The organism is Paraburkholderia graminis (genome assembly GCF_003330785.1).
Taxonomy (GTDB): domain Bacteria; phylum Pseudomonadota; class Gammaproteobacteria; order Burkholderiales; family Burkholderiaceae; genus Paraburkholderia; species Paraburkholderia graminis.
Window position 1 is genome coordinate 217,505 of record NZ_CP024935.1, and the last position, 15,297, is coordinate 232,801.

15 protein-coding genes are annotated in these 15,297 nt (G+C 63.7%); 5 read left to right on the top strand and 10 right to left on the bottom strand.

Annotated elements, in window-relative coordinates; genetic code table 11:
• Window positions 1-13: 13 nt before the first annotated feature.
• Window positions 14-1,177, top strand: a complete 1,164-nt coding sequence (locus tag CUJ91_RS19185; RefSeq protein WP_114156875.1) for a glycoside hydrolase family 53 protein — start codon at window positions 14-16, stop codon at window positions 1,175-1,177.
• A gap of 28 nt (window positions 1,178-1,205) precedes the next feature.
• Here CUJ91_RS19185 and CUJ91_RS19190 read toward each other — a convergent pair whose 3' ends face one another.
• The 6 genes from CUJ91_RS19190 to CUJ91_RS19215 all read right to left on the bottom strand — a co-directional run bounded on the left by CUJ91_RS19190 (window position 1,206) and on the right by CUJ91_RS19215 (window position 6,106).
• Complete coding sequence (locus CUJ91_RS19190; RefSeq protein WP_114156876.1) at window positions 1,206-1,535, bottom strand: hypothetical protein; 330 nt, start codon at window positions 1,533-1,535, stop codon at window positions 1,206-1,208.
• An 85-nt stretch (window positions 1,536-1,620) separates the two neighbouring features.
• The gene (locus tag CUJ91_RS19195; protein WP_006049115.1) at window positions 1,621-1,815 is read right to left on the bottom strand and encodes a hypothetical protein; all 195 of its coding nucleotides are present in this window, start codon (window positions 1,813-1,815) and stop codon (window positions 1,621-1,623) included.
• Between the two features lie 157 nt (window positions 1,816-1,972).
• Window positions 1,973-3,331, bottom strand: a complete 1,359-nt coding sequence (locus CUJ91_RS19200) for an MFS transporter (RefSeq protein ID WP_006049117.1) — start codon at window positions 3,329-3,331, stop codon at window positions 1,973-1,975.
• 321 nt (window positions 3,332-3,652) lie between these two features.
• Window positions 3,653-3,997 carry a cupin domain-containing protein gene (locus CUJ91_RS19205; protein ID WP_114156877.1) on the bottom strand — a complete coding sequence of 115 codons (345 nt, stop codon included), beginning with the start codon at window positions 3,995-3,997 and terminating at the stop codon, window positions 3,653-3,655.
• Window positions 3,998-4,037: 40 nt separating this feature from the next.
• Complete coding sequence (locus CUJ91_RS19210; protein WP_374710163.1) at window positions 4,038-5,021, bottom strand: M14 family metallopeptidase; 984 nt, start codon at window positions 5,019-5,021, stop codon at window positions 4,038-4,040.
• Window positions 5,022-5,023: 2 nt separating this feature from the next.
• The gene (locus CUJ91_RS19215) at window positions 5,024-6,106 is read right to left on the bottom strand and encodes a tartrate dehydrogenase (RefSeq protein WP_029966559.1); all 1,083 of its coding nucleotides are present in this window, start codon (window positions 6,104-6,106) and stop codon (window positions 5,024-5,026) included.
• A 145-nt stretch (window positions 6,107-6,251) separates the two neighbouring features.
• Between CUJ91_RS19215 and CUJ91_RS19220 the strand changes: the two genes are divergently transcribed.
• Window positions 6,252-7,175, top strand: coding sequence for a LysR substrate-binding domain-containing protein (locus CUJ91_RS19220; RefSeq protein ID WP_006049121.1), 924 nt, complete (start codon window positions 6,252-6,254; stop codon window positions 7,173-7,175).
• A gap of 18 nt (window positions 7,176-7,193) precedes the next feature.
• On the opposite strand, the gene CUJ91_RS19225 is transcribed toward CUJ91_RS19220, so the two are convergent.
• The 4 genes from CUJ91_RS19225 to CUJ91_RS19240 form a co-directional block, all read right to left on the bottom strand.
• Window positions 7,194-7,691, bottom strand: coding sequence for an Lrp/AsnC family transcriptional regulator (locus CUJ91_RS19225; RefSeq protein ID WP_006049122.1), 498 nt, complete (start codon window positions 7,689-7,691; stop codon window positions 7,194-7,196).
• A gap of 53 nt (window positions 7,692-7,744) precedes the next feature.
• Entirely contained in the window at window positions 7,745-9,166 is a 1,422-nt protein-coding gene (locus CUJ91_RS19230) for an aspartate aminotransferase family protein (protein WP_006049123.1), read from the bottom strand.
• Between the two features lie 184 nt (window positions 9,167-9,350).
• The gene (locus CUJ91_RS19235; RefSeq protein WP_006049124.1) at window positions 9,351-10,277 is read right to left on the bottom strand and encodes a 2-hydroxyacid dehydrogenase; all 927 of its coding nucleotides are present in this window, start codon (window positions 10,275-10,277) and stop codon (window positions 9,351-9,353) included.
• Between the two features lie 6 nt (window positions 10,278-10,283).
• Window positions 10,284-11,150 (bottom strand): GNAT family N-acetyltransferase, encoded by an 867-nt coding sequence (locus CUJ91_RS19240; RefSeq protein ID WP_053860770.1) that lies wholly within the window; start codon window positions 11,148-11,150, stop codon window positions 10,284-10,286.
• Window positions 11,151-11,456: 306 nt separating this feature from the next.
• Between CUJ91_RS19240 and CUJ91_RS19245 the strand changes: the two genes are divergently transcribed.
• From CUJ91_RS19245 to CUJ91_RS19255, 3 genes are all read left to right on the top strand, one after another.
• Window positions 11,457-12,950, top strand: coding sequence for an aldehyde dehydrogenase family protein (locus tag CUJ91_RS19245; protein WP_107710737.1), 1,494 nt, complete (start codon window positions 11,457-11,459; stop codon window positions 12,948-12,950).
• Window positions 12,951-13,222: 272 nt separating this feature from the next.
• Entirely contained in the window at window positions 13,223-13,891 is a 669-nt protein-coding gene (locus tag CUJ91_RS19250; protein ID WP_006049127.1) for a haloacid dehalogenase type II, read from the top strand.
• A 75-nt stretch (window positions 13,892-13,966) separates the two neighbouring features.
• Window positions 13,967-15,241, top strand: coding sequence for an NAD(P)/FAD-dependent oxidoreductase (locus CUJ91_RS19255; protein WP_107710771.1), 1,275 nt, complete (start codon window positions 13,967-13,969; stop codon window positions 15,239-15,241).
• Window positions 15,242-15,297 lie beyond the last annotated feature (56 nt).

The following is a 15,297-nucleotide window of genomic DNA, read 5'->3' on the forward strand; positions in this document are numbered from 1 at the left end:
TGGAGGATGACAGATGAACAGAAGAGAAATGCTGGGATGGCTCGCGTCCGCGGCGGCAGCGGCCGGCGCGGGTTCGATGATCGGCACGCCGGCAATGGCCGCTGACGACGTCAGAACGGCTTCACGTAGCGGCCGGTTTGCAAAGGGCGCGGACGTTTCCACGCTGCTCGAACTCGAAGCGAACGGCGCGAAGTTCTACGATCATGGCGTGCCGCACGACTGTCTGCTGCTTCTGAGGAGTCACGGCGTCGACTCCATTCGCATCAAGGTCTGGAATGATCCTGGCAATCCGAACTATTTTCCCGCCGATCAAAGCCCGCGCGCCGGTTACAACAACGCGGAGCATGTGCGTGTGCTGGCGCGGCGTGCCGCGGCGCTCGGCATGCGCATCCTGATCGACTTTCACTATAGCGACTGGTGGGCCGATCCGGGCAAGCAGTACCCGCCGCATGCGTGGGCCGGCAAGAACATTACGGAGACTTGTGCATTGCTGTCCGAGTACACGTCGAATGTACTCAATATGCTCAAGCGCGACGGCGTTCGTCCCGAGTGGGTGCAAGTGGGCAATGAGATCACCGGCGGCATGCTGTGGCCGCTCGGCAAATACGATCAGTGGGACAACCTCGCGCAATTGCTGAAGGCCGGGCATGATGCGGTCAGATCGGTCGATGAGCGCATCAAGGTCATGCTGCATATCGACAGCGGCGGCAACAACGCGACGAGCCGCTGGTGGTTCGACAGTGCGATCCAGCGAGGCGTGAGCTTCGACATGATCGGCTTGTCGTATTACCCGCAATGGCAGGGCGCGCTGAGCGATCTGCAAAACAATGCGAACGATCTCGCGACGCGCTACGGCAAGGACGTGATGGTGGTGGAAACCGCGTATCCGTGGACGACGAGCGACGGTGACTCCGAGCCGAATGCGATGACTAACACGGGTTCAACGACTTTCCCGCAAACGCCCGCAGGCCAGGCACAGTTTCTTGCGGCTGTTGCGGACATCGTGAAGGCAATACCCGACGGGCACGGCAAAGGCGTGTTCTGGTGGGAGCCGGAATGGATTCCGACGCCGAATGTCGGCTGGAAAGTCGGCGCGGGCGATCAGTGGGACAACAACACGTTGTTCGATTTTCACGGCAACGTGCTGAGTTCGCTGGATGCGTTTCGCAAACTGTAAACGTTGATAGAGCCACCCACGGCAGACGTTAGCGCGCTGACGTCTGCTCATTGCGCGCCTTCACGCAGTCGGATGTGAACGCCATGCTGGCCTGATCCGGCGTCATGCGTGGCGCGTTCGGTGCATAGATCTTCTCGATGATCGCGGCGAAGGTCTGGCGGTCCGCATCGTCGCGATAGTACTTTGCGGCTTGATCGAGCGCCTGCGCTTTGGTCTTTTTGTGCGCGCGCCACGACGCCACTTGACCGGCAATATCGCCGATTGCAAAGCATTGATTGCTGACCGTTTGTGCCGCGGCCTGAGTCGCCGCTTGTGCGAGACACGTTGCAAGCAATGCCGATACGACTACGCGTTTCATGACGACGAATCCTGTTGGGCGCAAAGCCCGCAGTTTACGCGCGAGCAAGCGATAGCTGCCCGCGTCGATTCGTCGCTGGCTGCTGCTATTTCTTGTCGGGCTCGGCTTCGGTGTTCGTTCCGCTTTTGCCGTTGCTTCTGTTCGTGACGGCGCCGGTTTCATCGAGTTCGTCGTCGAGGTCGTCGTCGTTTTCGCCGGCGGGCGGGTCGGATTCGGTGGATGTCATCATCGACAGAATGTGACGAGCGGGCAGCGTATAGGCAATCGGATTCAGGTTCATGACGTGCGCTCCAAAGGAGAGTCCATATGATTTCAGCAAGCCGCGAGCCCGCTCACGCACGTTGATCCGCCAAATAAAAAAGCCGCCTCGAAAGGCGGCTTTGAACAAACTCGAAGCAAGCAAACCGGCACGCGCTCTCGCGCGCTGGGCTCCTCAATCAATGCCCAAACGATTCCGCCTTCGACACCGGCGCGTTCGCCACATACGGCCGCGCCATCTGCTTGATCAGCAACGCGATGCACGCGATGATGCCGGCGACCGCGATCGTCGCGAAGATGCCGGCGAACGTGAAGTGACGGCGTGTCAGTTCGGCCACGAGGAACGAGCCCGCAATGCCGCCGAAACGTCCAATGCCGAGCATCCACGCGACGCCCGTGCCGCGGCCTTGCGTCGGGTAGAACGCGGCGGCGAGCGCGGGCATCGACGATTGCGCGGTGTTCATCAGCACGCCCGCGACGAACACGATGAACACGAGCGCGCCGACATTGCCCGCGGCCTGGCCGATGAAGTACACGCTCACGGCGGTCAGCGCATAGCAGGCCGCGATGATCCGGTTCGCGTTGAAGCGGTCCATCAGCACGCCGCACACCACGGCGCCCACGCCGCCGAGCGGGAACAACGCGGAGATGAGCGTCGCGCGTTGCGGCGTGAGGCCGGCGTCCTTCAGCAGAATCGGCATCCAGTTGATCGACGCGTAGAAAATCACGAGTCCCATGAAGTAGGTGATCCACAGCATCACCGAGCCGACGATGTACGCGCGCGACAGCACGACGGCCGCGCCCTTGCCGCCGGTTGCCGGCGCCGTCTCGGTCATCGTGAACGCTTCTGCGTCGGCGGCCGTGCTCGAGACGCGCCCGAGCGCCGCGCGAATGCGCGCGACCGGCTGATTGTTGGCGACCATGTAGCGCACCGATTCCGGCATCCTGATCAACAACAGCACGAAGAGCACGAGCGGTGCGATGCCGCCGAGCAACAGCACGCTGCGCCAGCCGAAGTGCGGAATCATCCACGCGGCGAGGAAGCCGCCGAATGCCGCGCCGAGCGGAAAGCCGCAAAACATCAGATTGATGATCGTCGCGCGGCGGCTGTCCGGGCAGTATTCGCCCATCATCGTGACCGCGTTCGGCATGGCTGCGCCGAGACCGACGCCGGTAACGAAACGCAGCACCGTCAGATATTCGATGCTCGTCGAGAACGCCGAGCCGAGGCACGCGGCGCCGAACAGCAGCACCGAGCCGAGCAGCATCGAGCGCCGCCCGAGCCGGTCGGACAGCGGCCCGGAGGCCAGTGCGCCGCACGCGAGGCCGAACAGCGCCGCGCTCAGCACGGGCGCGAGCGCCGGTTTGGTGATGCCCCATTCCGCGAGCAGCGACGGCGCGATGAAGCCGATGGCGGCCGTGTCGAAACCATCCAGCAGGACGATCACGAAACACATGGCAAAGACCAGCCACTGGAACGGCGAAAACGGATGCTCGTTGAGGAAGGTCTGAACGTTCACAGCGTCGCTGCGATTCATGATGGGTCTCCTGACTGCAAAAAGGCTCGTCGGAGCGAGCCTTGTCTTACCTTACGATGCGCGTCGCACGGTCCGCTTCATTCATGCATGGTATGCGGACGGTGTGCCTGTCGCCATGAGTTTTGATTTGTTCGTATATAGAACTGTGATTCTCTCAGCGAACAAGCGACACTGTAAGGAATTTACCGACGAAGGGTCAACGCGGGATTACCCGACACTGTGGCCGGTCGGCGTCGAAACGACAATGGGGAAGGGCGAGGCAGCCGCGGCGCGCGCTCGCGCGCGCCGGGTAAGACTGAAGATCAGATACAGCGGTTTAAATCAGAGAATGACGTACACCTTGCGCATGGTCTCCTCGACTTCCCAGAGACCTTCCGTATTCGCTTCGAAAAACAACGTGTCGCCGCCCGCGAAATGGACCGTCTCGTCATTGTCCGGCGTAAAGCGTCCGCGTCCGGCGAGAATGTGCATCACCTCCGCCTGCTTCACCGAGCGGCGATACGTGCCGGCCGAGCATTCGAAGATGCCGGTGTCGATCGCCTCGGCGCTATTGAGTACGCGCTGCACACCCGAGACGCGGATCGGCGTGGTGCCCGGCAGGCCGGCCGTGCCCCAATCCTCGAGATTCGGCAGATTCACGCTCTGTTTGATTTGTTGAACCTTCATGGCTTTCAGCGCCTTTATTCGATGGATGCACGCAGCCTGCTCACAGGCCGCGGGTTGATGAGTTCGCAACGGTCTGCTCGACCTTGCCGAGTCGTACGACGGTGACGCCGGGGCGCAATTGCCGCAACGAAGGCATCACGAGCATGCAGTTGTCGTAAGGCGTGGTGACGGCTTCGCCGTTGGACCAGCCGATCACGGCACCGGCTTCGGGAAAGATTTCGAGCCCGGTATAAGGACCGGCAAAACGAAAATCCATGCTTGTCGCGACGACCGGTTGCGTCACGCGCACGATGTGCTGCACAGGCGGCAACGGCGCGAGCCAGTCCGGCGGCAGATCGCTTTCGTCGATCACGTCGGCGAGCAGCAAAAACCGCGCGGTGGTGTCGCGCGCCACTGCGACGGCGCTCGCCTCCCAGTGTTGCCCGCATTCGATCAGCAACGCGTTCTTTGCGCTCGCCGGGTCGCCGAAGCCTTCGTAGTCGCGCATGCGGCGGCCTTCGGGATGGCCTTCGTCGCAGATCACGGTGGCAGGCGTGCCGAGCTGCACGGCGAGGTCGATGCCTTTTTGCAGCGGCCCGGCCACGATCAGTGGCTTGCTTTTTTCGTGCATCGAATGAAGATCGAGCAGCGCGTCAACGCTGTCGATCACCGGCCGCATCGCCCGTGCGCGCGCGAGTTCGCTCGAGTTGCGCGCGGCATCGTCCAGCACCGCCGCGGTCCACACGCGGTTGAAGTCCTGATCGACGAAACGGGCCGCGTCCGGCTTCGCGGGATCGAAGCTCCGGTAGGCGTCGACATTGGCGAACGCGAGCGTGAGCCGTCCGCGGCGCGGGCGCAGCTTCAGGCGCAAGAGTTCATCCACGACGATCGCGCCGCACACTTCATTGCCGTGCGTGAGCGCATTGATCATGACATGCGGACCGTCCACGCCGGAGTCGAACGTGTGAACGTAGGCAATGCCCGACGCAGATTGTTCGTGCACCGAAATATCGGGGAACGCGACTTCGATCGGATAGGTTTCCATGTTCAGCCGAGCCTCGCCGCAATCGCCTCGCCGACTTGCGTGGTGTTCGCCTTGCCGCCCAGGTCGCCAGTATGCGGGCCTTCAACGAGCGTTGCTTCGATGGCGGCCAGAATCGCGTCGTGCGCGTCGCGCTCGTTGCCTTCGTGGTTGCCGAGGAAGTCGAGCATCATCGCGGCGGACCAGATCATCGCAATGGGATTCGCAATGTTCTTGCCGGCGATGTCCGGCGCCGAGCCGTGCACCGGCTCGAACAACGATGGAAACTTGCGGTCCGGATTCAGATTGCCCGACGGCGCGAGGCCGATCGTGCCGGTACATGCAGGGCCGAGGTCGGAAAGAATGTCGCCGAACAGATTGGTCGCGACCACCACGTCGAAGCGATCGGGATTCAGCACAAAGCGCGCGCACAGAATGTCGATGTGCTGCTTGTCCCACGTCACATCGGGATATTGCGCGGCGATGCCGGCCGCGCATTTGTCCCACCACGGCATGCTGATCGCAATGCCGTTGCTCTTCGTCGCGACGGTGATCTTCTTGCGCTCGCGGCGCTGCGCGAGATCGAACGCGAACTTCAGCACGCGCTCGCTGCCGTGCCGCGTGAATACCGATTCCTGCAACACGAACTCGCGCTCGGTGCCTTCGAACATCACGCCGCCCACCGACGAATACTCGCCCTCGGTGTTCTCGCGCACGATCCAGAAGTCGATGTCGCCCGCCTTGCGGCCCGCGAGCGGCGAAGGCACGCCGGCAAAGAGGCGCGCCGGACGCAGGTTGATGTACTGATCGAATTCGCGGCGGAATTTGAGCAGCGATCCCCACAGCGAAACGTGGTCGGGCACGGTGTCGGGCCAGCCCACTGCGCCGAACAGAATCGCGTCGGCCGATTGCAGTTGCGCTTTCCAGTCGTCCGGCATCATCTGGCCGTGCTTCGCGTAGTAGTCGCAGCTCGCCCATTCAATGTGCTGATACTCGAGCTCGATGCCAAAGCGCGTCTTCACCGCGTCGAGCACGCGCAGCGCCTCGGGCATGACTTCGACGCCGATGCCGTCGCCGGGAATGACTGCGATCCGATATTTCTTCGACATGCTGTGCTCCTCCATTAGGGCTTGTACCGATCCGATAACAGTTATTTTATTCCTGCTGTTTGGCCATAAAATGGTCGCTTTAGTTAAGCCACTGTGCACGATTCGTGTACAAAGCGGAACGCCACCGAACACTACCAGGCAACCTATGAACGCCGTCCCGTCACCCGATCTCGGCGACCTGCGCGTGTTTTGCGAAGTCGCGCGCAAAGCCAGTTTCAGCGCGGCGGCCGAATCGCTGTCGGTGTCCGCGGCGTATGTCAGCAAGCGTATCAACGTGCTCGAGACTACGCTCGGCACGCGCCTGCTGCACCGGTCCACGCGCCGCGTCGCGATTACCGAGGCGGGCGAACGCGTCTACACATGGGCCGAAAAAATTCTCGACGACGTCGATCAGCTCGTTGAAGACGTGTCCACCACGCGCCGCATTCCGGGCGGCAAGCTGCGCATTTCGAGCAGCTTCGGTTTCGGCCGGCGTTTCGTCGCGCCCGCGCTTGCGCGTTTTTCCGAGCGTTATCCGCAGTTGAGCGTGCGGCTCGATCTGTTCGACCGTCTCGTCGATGTCGCCGGCGAAGGTTTCGATCTGGACATTCGCATCGGCGACGACATCGCGCCGCATCTGATCGCGCGGCGGCTCGCGTCGAATCATCGCGTGCTGTGCGCGTCGCCCGATTATCTCGCGCGAGAAGGCGCGCCGCGTCAACTGGCGGATCTGTCGGCGCATGCGTGTCTCGCGATCAAGGAGCGCGATCATCCGTTCGGTTTGTGGCGTTTGACCGTGCGCGGCGAGGCGGCGTCGATCAAGGTCACGGGACCCTTGTCGACCAATCACGGCGAGGTCGCGGTGCAGTGGGCGTTGGCCGGGCGCGGCATCGTGCTGCGTTCGATGTGGGACGTGCGGCCGCTGCTGGAAAGCGGCCAGTTGCAGCAGGTGTTGCCGGACGTGACGCAGCCGGCGAACCTGTGGGCGGTGTATCCGGCGCGACTCGCGCAGTCGGCGAAAGTGCGGGTTTGCGTGGACTTTCTCAGCGAAGAATTCGCGCAGTGGAACCCGCCGGACGACACCGCCTAGCCGTTAGTGGTTACTGCTTTAGTGGTGATTCTGCGAGAACAGCGTTTCGAGCGGATAGTGGCTTTTCACGAACGGCGACTTGATGATCACGTAGCTAAAGTACTTTTCAATGCCGATGTCGCGTTCCAGTAAGCCTTCAATAATGCTCTGATAATGGCTCACGCTGCGCGTGACGAACTTCAGCAGGTAATCGTAGCCGCCGCTCGCCAGATGGCATTCGACGATTTCGTCCACGTCGCGAATCGCATTCACGAACTTCACGAAGTCTTCCCGCCGATGATCGGCGAGCGTGACTTCGGTGAAAACGATCTGCACGTCACCGAGCTTTTCGAGCTGGATCTGCGCGCCATAGCCGACGATGTAGCCGGCCTTTTCCAGCCGCTTGACGCGAATCAGGCAGGGGCTCGGCGAAAGGCCGACCGCATCGGCAAGCTCGACGTTGGTGATACGGCCTTTCTTTTGCAACTGCGAAAGTATGCGCAGGTCGATACGGTCTAGCTTGCAGTCGCTGCTCATCGTAACGTTGTGGCTCCGGCGGTTGAGAAAAGGGACTCAGGCGGCCCTCTACTCTAGCATGCAGCGGCAGTACTTTTGGCCTGGTGCTTAGCCGTGGTTTTGCCGCGCAGCGCGGCCCGCACGTCGGCTTGTGCAAGCACGTCGTCCAGGGTTTTCTCGAGCCGCTCGAACATCAGGTCGAAGTCCGATTCCGTGTACGAAAGCGCGGGCGCAAAGCCGAGAATATTGTCGCCGAACGCACGGAAAATCAGGCGGTTTTCATAGGCCGCGACGGCAATGCGCTCCGACAGTTTCAGCGCGGGGTCGAACTGCGCCTTGGTGTCCTTGTCGGTGACGAGTTCAAGCGCGCCGAGCAGGCCGCGGTGACGCGAATCGCCCACGAGCGGATGCGCGAGCAATGCATCAAGGCCGCGCGCGAAACGCGGCGCGCGCGCGACGCCGTTCGCGAGCAAGCCGCCTTCGTGATAAAGGCGCAGCACTTCCAGACCGATCGCCGCGCTCACCGGGTGCGCCGAATACGTATGACCGTGGCCGACAATCGCCTCGGCGTCGCCATCGGCGATGCCCTGATAGATTTCGTCAGACATCAGCACCGCGCCCATCGGCGCGTAGCCGGCGGTCAAACCCTTGGCGACCGTCATCAGATCCGGCTCGACGTTCTCGCCCTGACATGCGAACAGCGGCCCGGTGCGGCCAAAGCCGGTGATCACTTCGTCGGCGACAAACAGAATGCCGAGCTTGCGGCAACGCTCGCGCATCGCCTTCAGCCAGCCGACCGGCGGCACGATCACGCCGCCCGAGCCCTGAATCGGTTCGCAGAAAAACGCGGCGACGTTATCCGCGCCGAGTTCCGCGACCTTCGCTTCGAGCGCGGCGACCGAGGCGGCGATCAACGCGGCGTCGTCGGCGAAATTATTGCGGTACGCATACGGCGACGGCAGGTGATGCTGGTTCGGCAGCGGCAGATCGAAGTTGCGGTGGAACGCGGGCAGGGCGGTCAGCCCCGCGCCCATGCTCGACGAGCCGTGATAGCCGCGTTGCAGCGCGATGATGTGCTTCTTCGACGGACGGCCCGTCGCATTGAAGTAATGCGTGATGAAGCGGATTGCCGAGTCGACCGCGTCCGAGCCGCCGAGCGTGAAGTACACGTGTTGCAGCGAAGCGGGCGCGACCTGCGCGAGTTTTTGCGCCAGTTCGATAGCCGGCTCGCAGCCGAAATGGAAATAGCTCGTCGCGTAGGGCAGTTTCTGCATCTGCGCGGTGGCGGCCTCGACAATGCTCTGCTGGCCGTAGCCCACGTTCACGCACCACAAGCCGGAGAAGGCGTCGAGCAGTTCGTTGCCCGCCGCGTCGCGCAGAAAAGCGCCGCTCGCGGATTCGAGCACCGTGACGCCGCGCGCCTCGTGCGCACGGTAGTTGATGACAGGATGGATCAGGTGCTGGCGGTCGGCTTCAATGAGCGATTGGATCGGCATGGTGGGTTCTCGTCGCGAAAGGGCTGTTGACGGTTCCATACTACTGATCCACGGCGATGGTCCGCTTACCTAAACAATTGCCTGAAAAGCGCGCGCGACGCGTTTTGATGCATGCCCTTAGCATTTTGTGCTGCGGACGTTGAAAAGCCGTGGCGCGCGCGTATCCGGTGGAATGCGGGAGCGCTCAATAGCCGCGCGTGCGGTCGACCTGGCCGAGCATCGGCAGGCCTTCGCGATGGCGGCGCAGGTTATCGAGCACGACGTCGACGGCGGTGTCGGGCCGCGTCGCGCTGGCGATATGCGGCGTGATGCGCACGCGCGGATGCGTCCACAGCGGATGACCGGCGGGCAACGGCTCGGGATCGGTCACATCGAGAATCGCGTTCTGCAATTGGCCGCTGTCGAGCGCCGTCAGCAAGTCCTGCTGATTCAGATGCGCGCCGCGGCCCGTTTGAATCAGCGAGGCGCCGCGCGGCAGCTTCGCGAACAGGCGTCCATCAAGCAGGCCGCGCGTGGCCGGCGTGAGCGGCAGCAGGCAAACCAGGATGTCTGTGCGGGCGAGGAAAGCATCGAGCGAGCTTTCGCCCGCATAGCATTCGACGCCCTCGATCTCGCGCGGCGAGCGGCTCCAGCCCGCGCACGCAAAGCCGAAGAGACGCAGCCGCTCCAATACCGCGGTGCCGAGCACGCCGAGCCCCAGCACGCCGATGCGCCGTTGCGCGGCTGGCTTCAGCGGCAGTTCGCGCCACACCTGCTGTTGCTGCTGAAGCCCGTAGTCGAACAGATCGCGATGAATAGTGAGCGCTGCCTGCGTCACGTATTCGACCATGCCTTCGACGAGCCCCGGTTCGATCATCCGTACTACCGGCACATGCTCCGGCACGCCGGACAGATCGAATTGATCGACGCCCGCGCCCACCGAGAACACCACTTCCAGATTGGGAAACGTGCGGGTCGGGTCTTCGGGCGGCTGCCATGCAACCAGATAGCGGATCGCAGCGGGATCGCCGTGATCGGGCCAGATATGGAACGGCAAACCGGGCGCCTTTTCGGCGAAGAGCCTCGCCCATTGCAGGCCGCGCGCCGGGTCGGCTTTATAGAGTAAGGCCATGACGGGTCAGAAAATCGCCTGATTGATGATGCCGTATTGCACATAAGGTGTCGCGTTGGCCGCCACGCTCTGCGGTTGCGCGTTGCGCACCATTCTGACGACCGTGTCCACGCGCGGCAGCCCGAGCTGTTCGAGCCATTCGGTCAGGCCGCTGTCGCCCGGCGTGTCGACGCGCACGAACACGCCTTCGTTCAGTGCAAGCCAGTGGCTGATGAGCGCCTTCGCGCGGCTCGAACCTTCCGAGGCAGGCGCGACCACCGGGCCGATCGCAAAGCCGCGTCCGAAACGGCGAAAGAGCGCGAAGCCGACGAGTTCGCCGTCGCGGTCGAGCGCGATGCCGTCGGCGTTCTCGAGCAGCGCGGGCAGCACTTCGCCGCGATCGAGGCCGCTTGCCTGCGAAGCCAGCTCGACGAGGCGCGCGGTATCGCTCGACCCTAGCGGCCGCAAGCGTTCGCCCGCCGGCAACGACACGAGCGGCGGCTGGAACGCCGCGCCTTGATGCTGATCGAGCGTGCCCGTCGCGCGAAAGCCGAGCTTTTCATAGAGCGGCTGACCGGCGGCGGTCGCGTGCAGGAAGGTGATGCGGCCGCCGAGTTCCTCGAGCAGCAGTTCCATCAGCTTTCTGCCGATGCCGAGCCCTTGCCGCGCCGGCGACACGATCACCATGCCGAGCGACGCGCAATCCGCGCCGTACTTCCAGCAAAGCGCGGTGCCGATCACGCCGCTCGCATCTTCGGCGACGAAACCCACGCCCAGTTGCGCGACGAACTTCCAGTCGTCCGCGCGATGCGGCCATTTGAGTTCGACCGTCAACGCATGCGCCGCGGCAACGTCGTCGAGGGTGAAGCGTCTGTATGTGATCGGATCAGCTATCGGATCTGTCTTCGAATCGGGCACGCCGTGCTCCTGAATGGCTAAAGGCTTACGCGTCACTGTGTCATCCACGGCGCGGTGTGACTAGGACGATCTTTCTATCCGGCGCGCCGCGCAAGGCCGCATCGCAATTCGATGCAAAACATGCCGTATGCGCCCGCATTACAGGCGGGTTCTGCTGCGCGGCGATTTTTGTCGGCGACATATGCCAGGCGCGCGGCTCTACGATTTTACTTATGGCGGGCGTCGCGGCGACGGCGCGGCGCAGGCGGTTTCCATCAGCGTCATTCACTAGGACACTTTCTCATGGACAGCTTCAATCCGGACGACGTCGCGATTCGCAGCGGCCATTTCATCGGCGGCGAGTGGGTGCAAGGCAGCGGGCAGGGCACGCGCCGCATGGATGTGGCGCGCCCGTCCGACGGCGTCGTCTACGCGAGCGTGCCGGTCGCCGACGCGGACATGGTGGATCGCGCGGTCGAGAACGCCTGGCAGGCGTTTCGCACGAGCGGCTGGGCGCGCATGGCGCCGCGCGAGCGCGCGAGGATCATGCGGCGCTTCGCCGATCTGGTCGAAGCCGACGCACCCGCGCTCGGCCGCCTGGAAGCACTCGGCTCGACGCGGCCGGTTGCCCAGGCCGTGTCGTGGGACGTGCCGTTCACCGCCGAGGGCATCCGCTTTTACGCGGAGTTCGCCGACAAGCTGGGCGGCGACGTCGCGGCCACCGACCACGATCATCTCGGCATGACGATCGCCGAGCCGTACGGCGTGATCGGCGCCATCGCGCCGTGGAATTTCCCGCTCGTGATGGCTTCGTGGAAGATCGCCCCGGCGCTCGCCGCGGGCAACGCGGTCGTCCTCAAGCCTTCGGAGATGACGCCGTTCTCCGTGCTGCGCCTCGCGGAACTGGCTGTCGAGGCCGGCGTGCCCGCCGGCATCTTCAATGTGATTCAGGGCGACGGACGCACGACCGGCGACGAACTCGTGCGTCATCCGAAGATCAGCAAGGTCACGTTCACCGGATCGACGCGCACGGGCGCCGCGATCATGGCGGCCTGCGCGGCGAGCGGCACCAAGCCGGTCACGCTTGAGCTTGGCGGCAAAAGCCCGCAAATCGTTTTCGCCGACGCGCCGCGTCTGGACGATGTGGCGCGCCGCATCGCGGGCGCGATCACCGGCAACGCGGGGCAGGTGTGCGTCGCGGGCTCGCGGCTGCTGGTCGAGCGCAGTCTTGCCGAGCCGCTGGCCGAACGCATCGGCAGAATTTTCGCGGAGCTGACGCCGGGCGCGACGTGGGCCGCGGGCACGACGCTCTCGCCGATCATCTCCGAGCCGCAGGCGGCGCGCATCGAAAGTATCGTGGGGCGCACGCTCGACGCGGGCGCGACCTTGCGCCACGGCGGCAAGCGTGCCGAGGTTCGCGGCGCATCGGCGGGCGCGTTCTATACGCCGACCTTGCTCACCGATGTCACCGCTCAGTCCGAGGCGGTGCGCGAGGAAGTCTTCGGTCCGGTGCTCACGCTGCAAACCTTCGACAGCGAAGAAGAAGCGCTCGCGCTCGCGCAGCATCCCGAGTACGGGCTTGCCGCGGGCGTGCATACCGCCGATCTCGGCCGCGCGCTGCGCTTCGTGCGCGCGCTGGAAGCGGGCACCGTGTGGGTCAACCGCTATGGCCGCACGTCCGACTTCATGATCCCGACGGGCGGCTACAAGCGCTCCGGCATCGGCAAGGATCTCGGCCGCCAGGCTTACGAGGCGAACCTGCGCTTCAAGAGCGTGCTGATCGATTTGCGGCAGTGATGCAGGGGCGGTGTTGCAGCCGCCCTGCAGCCTGACCGACGCCTACAGATTCCCTTCAGAACGCCGCAAACCCACGCCGGCTAAGGGTTGCGCCGGATCACGGCAGACTCTGCTGCGCAACGGCCTCAAAACGCATGGTTTGTGTCACAGGCAGCGCGCGAATCAGGAACATCTATGTTTTTGCGCTGATTAAATCTTTTACAGGAATCAGCTTTTACTTTTCGCCAATGAGCTCGACGCCGAGTTCCTTACCACGATAGGACGACTGCACCATGATCGAATTCGAACCGAAATACATCACCTTCGACTGCTACGGCACGCTGACCAAGTTCCGCATGGCGGACATGACGCGCGAACTGTACGGCCACATTCTGAAGAGCGACGACCTCGAAAAGCTGGTCGCGTTCTACGCCGGCTATCGCCGCGACGAAGTGCTGGGTGCATGGAAGCCGTATCGCGACGTCGTGGTCAATGCGCTGCGCCGTGCGTGCGCGCGCATGAACGTCGAATTCAACGAAGCCGGCGCGCAAAAGATCTATGAAGCGGTGCCGACGTGGGGCCCGCATCCCGACGTGCCCGAAGGTCTGTCGCGGCTCGCGAAGAAGTACAAGCTCGTGATTCTGTCGAATGCGTCGAACGATCAGATCCAGAGCAACGTCGACAAACTCGGCGCGCCGTTCCATGCGGTGTTCACCGCCGAGCAGGCGCAGTCGTACAAGCCGCGCATGCCAGGCTTCGAGTACATGTTCGACAAGCTCGGCTGCAATCCGGAAGACGTGCTGCATGTGTCGTCGAGCCTGCGCTACGACCTGATGACCGTGCACGACATGGGCGTCAAGCACAAGGCGTTCATCAACCGCGGCCATGAACCGTCGACGCCGTACTACCAGTACTACGAAGTGAAGGGCATTCCGGAACTGGCCGCCGAACTCGGCCTGTAAGCGCGCGACGAACCCGCCGCCCGCCACGTTGCCTCGCTGATTGCAATCATGGACCCGCACAGGATGAAGCTCGATTTGAAGCTCGACTCTTACTGGCTCGACACTGCGCCGCCGTTCGTCTCGGCGTGCGAAGGCCCGCTCGACGGTGACGCCGACGTGGTGGTGATCGGCGCGGGCTTCACGGGTTTGTCGGCGGCTCTGGCGCTCGGCAAACGCGGCGCGTCGGTCGTGGTGGTCGACGCGGGACGCGTGGGCGGCGGCGCGTCGGGCCGCAACGGCGGCCAGGTGAACACGGGCGTCGCGCAAGACTTCGTCGCGCTCGCTGCGCAACTCGGCCTCGAGCGTGCGAGCGCGTGCTATCGCGCGTATTCGGATGCGGTCGATACGGTCGAGCGTCTGATCGACGAAGAACAGATCGACTGCGATTACGCCGCGACCGGCAAGCTCAAGCTCGCGTCGAAGCCGCATCATTTCGCGCATCTGGAGAAGACGGCGGATCTGATCCGTCGCGCGGTGGATCCCGACATCGAACTGATCGACGGCGAGCGGATTCGCGGCGAAGTGCAGTCGGACAGTTTTTACGGCGGGCTGCTGCATCGTCACGGCGGCCAGATGCATATGGGCAAGTTCGCGGTCGGGCTCGCTGAAGCCGCGGTTCGGCGCGGAGCAAAACTGTATGAGCACGCGCCGGTTACGTCGATCGTGAAAGACGGCGGCGCGCATCGTGTCGTCACCGCGCGCGGCGAAGTGCGCGCAAAGCAGGTGCTGATCGCAACCGGGCCGTCGCGGCATGGACCGTTCGGCTGGTATCGGCGGCGGCTTGCGCCGGTCGGCTCGTTCATCGTCGTGACTGAGCCGCTGCCGCCCGCCTTGCTAGTGCAGACGTTGCCGAACCGGCGTGCGTACACGACCACGCGGCTGATGCACAACTACTTTCGCGTGACGCCCGATTCGCGCTTGCTGTTCGGCGGACGCGCGCGCTTCACGGCGTCCGAGCGGCCATCCGATGCCAAGAGCGGGCGCATCCTGCAGCAAGGTCTCGCCGCGATGTTTCCGATGCTCGCGAGTGCGCGCATCGACTATTGCTGGGGCGGTCTCGTCGACATCAGCGCCGATCGCCTGCCGCATGCCGGGCAGCACGACGGCATCTATTTTTCGATGGGCTACAGCGGCCACGGCACGCAGATGTCGACGCACATGGGTCAGGTGATGGCCGATGTGATGGACGGCCGCGCGGAGCGCAACCCGTGGGACGAGTCCGAATGGGCCGCGATTCCTGGGCACACCGGCAAGCCCTGGTTCTTGCCGCTGGTCGGCACGTACTACCGTATCAAGGACATCTTCTACTGAAGTCCCGCTGTTGCACCCGCTGTTGAAGTCCCCGCTGTTGCACCCGCTGTTGCAGT

What these genes read in the sequence shown, in the direction of transcription:
- CUJ91_RS19185 (WP_114156875.1), top strand. Translation starts at nt 14, where the DNA reads ATGAACAGAAGAGAAATGCTGGGATGGCTCGCGTCCGCGGCGGCAGCG.
- CUJ91_RS19190 (WP_114156876.1), bottom strand. Translation starts at nt 1,535, where the DNA reads ATGAAACGCGTAGTCGTATCGGCATTGCTTGCAACGTGTCTCGCACAA.
- CUJ91_RS19195 (WP_006049115.1), bottom strand. Translation starts at nt 1,815, where the DNA reads ATGAACCTGAATCCGATTGCCTATACGCTGCCCGCTCGTCACATTCTG.
- CUJ91_RS19200 (WP_006049117.1), bottom strand. Translation starts at nt 3,331, where the DNA reads ATGAATCGCAGCGACGCTGTGAACGTTCAGACCTTCCTCAACGAGCAT.
- CUJ91_RS19205 (WP_114156877.1), bottom strand. Translation starts at nt 3,997, where the DNA reads ATGAAGGTTCAACAAATCAAACAGAGCGTGAATCTGCCGAATCTCGAG.
- CUJ91_RS19210 (WP_374710163.1), bottom strand. Translation starts at nt 5,021, where the DNA reads ATGGAAACCTATCCGATCGAAGTCGCGTTCCCCGATATTTCGGTGCAC.
- CUJ91_RS19215 (WP_029966559.1), bottom strand. Translation starts at nt 6,106, where the DNA reads ATGTCGAAGAAATATCGGATCGCAGTCATTCCCGGCGACGGCATCGGC.
- CUJ91_RS19220 (WP_006049121.1), top strand. Translation starts at nt 6,252, where the DNA reads ATGAACGCCGTCCCGTCACCCGATCTCGGCGACCTGCGCGTGTTTTGC.
- CUJ91_RS19225 (WP_006049122.1), bottom strand. Translation starts at nt 7,691, where the DNA reads ATGAGCAGCGACTGCAAGCTAGACCGTATCGACCTGCGCATACTTTCG.
- CUJ91_RS19230 (WP_006049123.1), bottom strand. Translation starts at nt 9,166, where the DNA reads ATGCCGATCCAATCGCTCATTGAAGCCGACCGCCAGCACCTGATCCAT.
- CUJ91_RS19235 (WP_006049124.1), bottom strand. Translation starts at nt 10,277, where the DNA reads ATGGCCTTACTCTATAAAGCCGACCCGGCGCGCGGCCTGCAATGGGCG.
- CUJ91_RS19245 (WP_107710737.1), top strand. Translation starts at nt 11,457, where the DNA reads ATGGACAGCTTCAATCCGGACGACGTCGCGATTCGCAGCGGCCATTTC.
- CUJ91_RS19250 (WP_006049127.1), top strand. Translation starts at nt 13,223, where the DNA reads ATGATCGAATTCGAACCGAAATACATCACCTTCGACTGCTACGGCACG.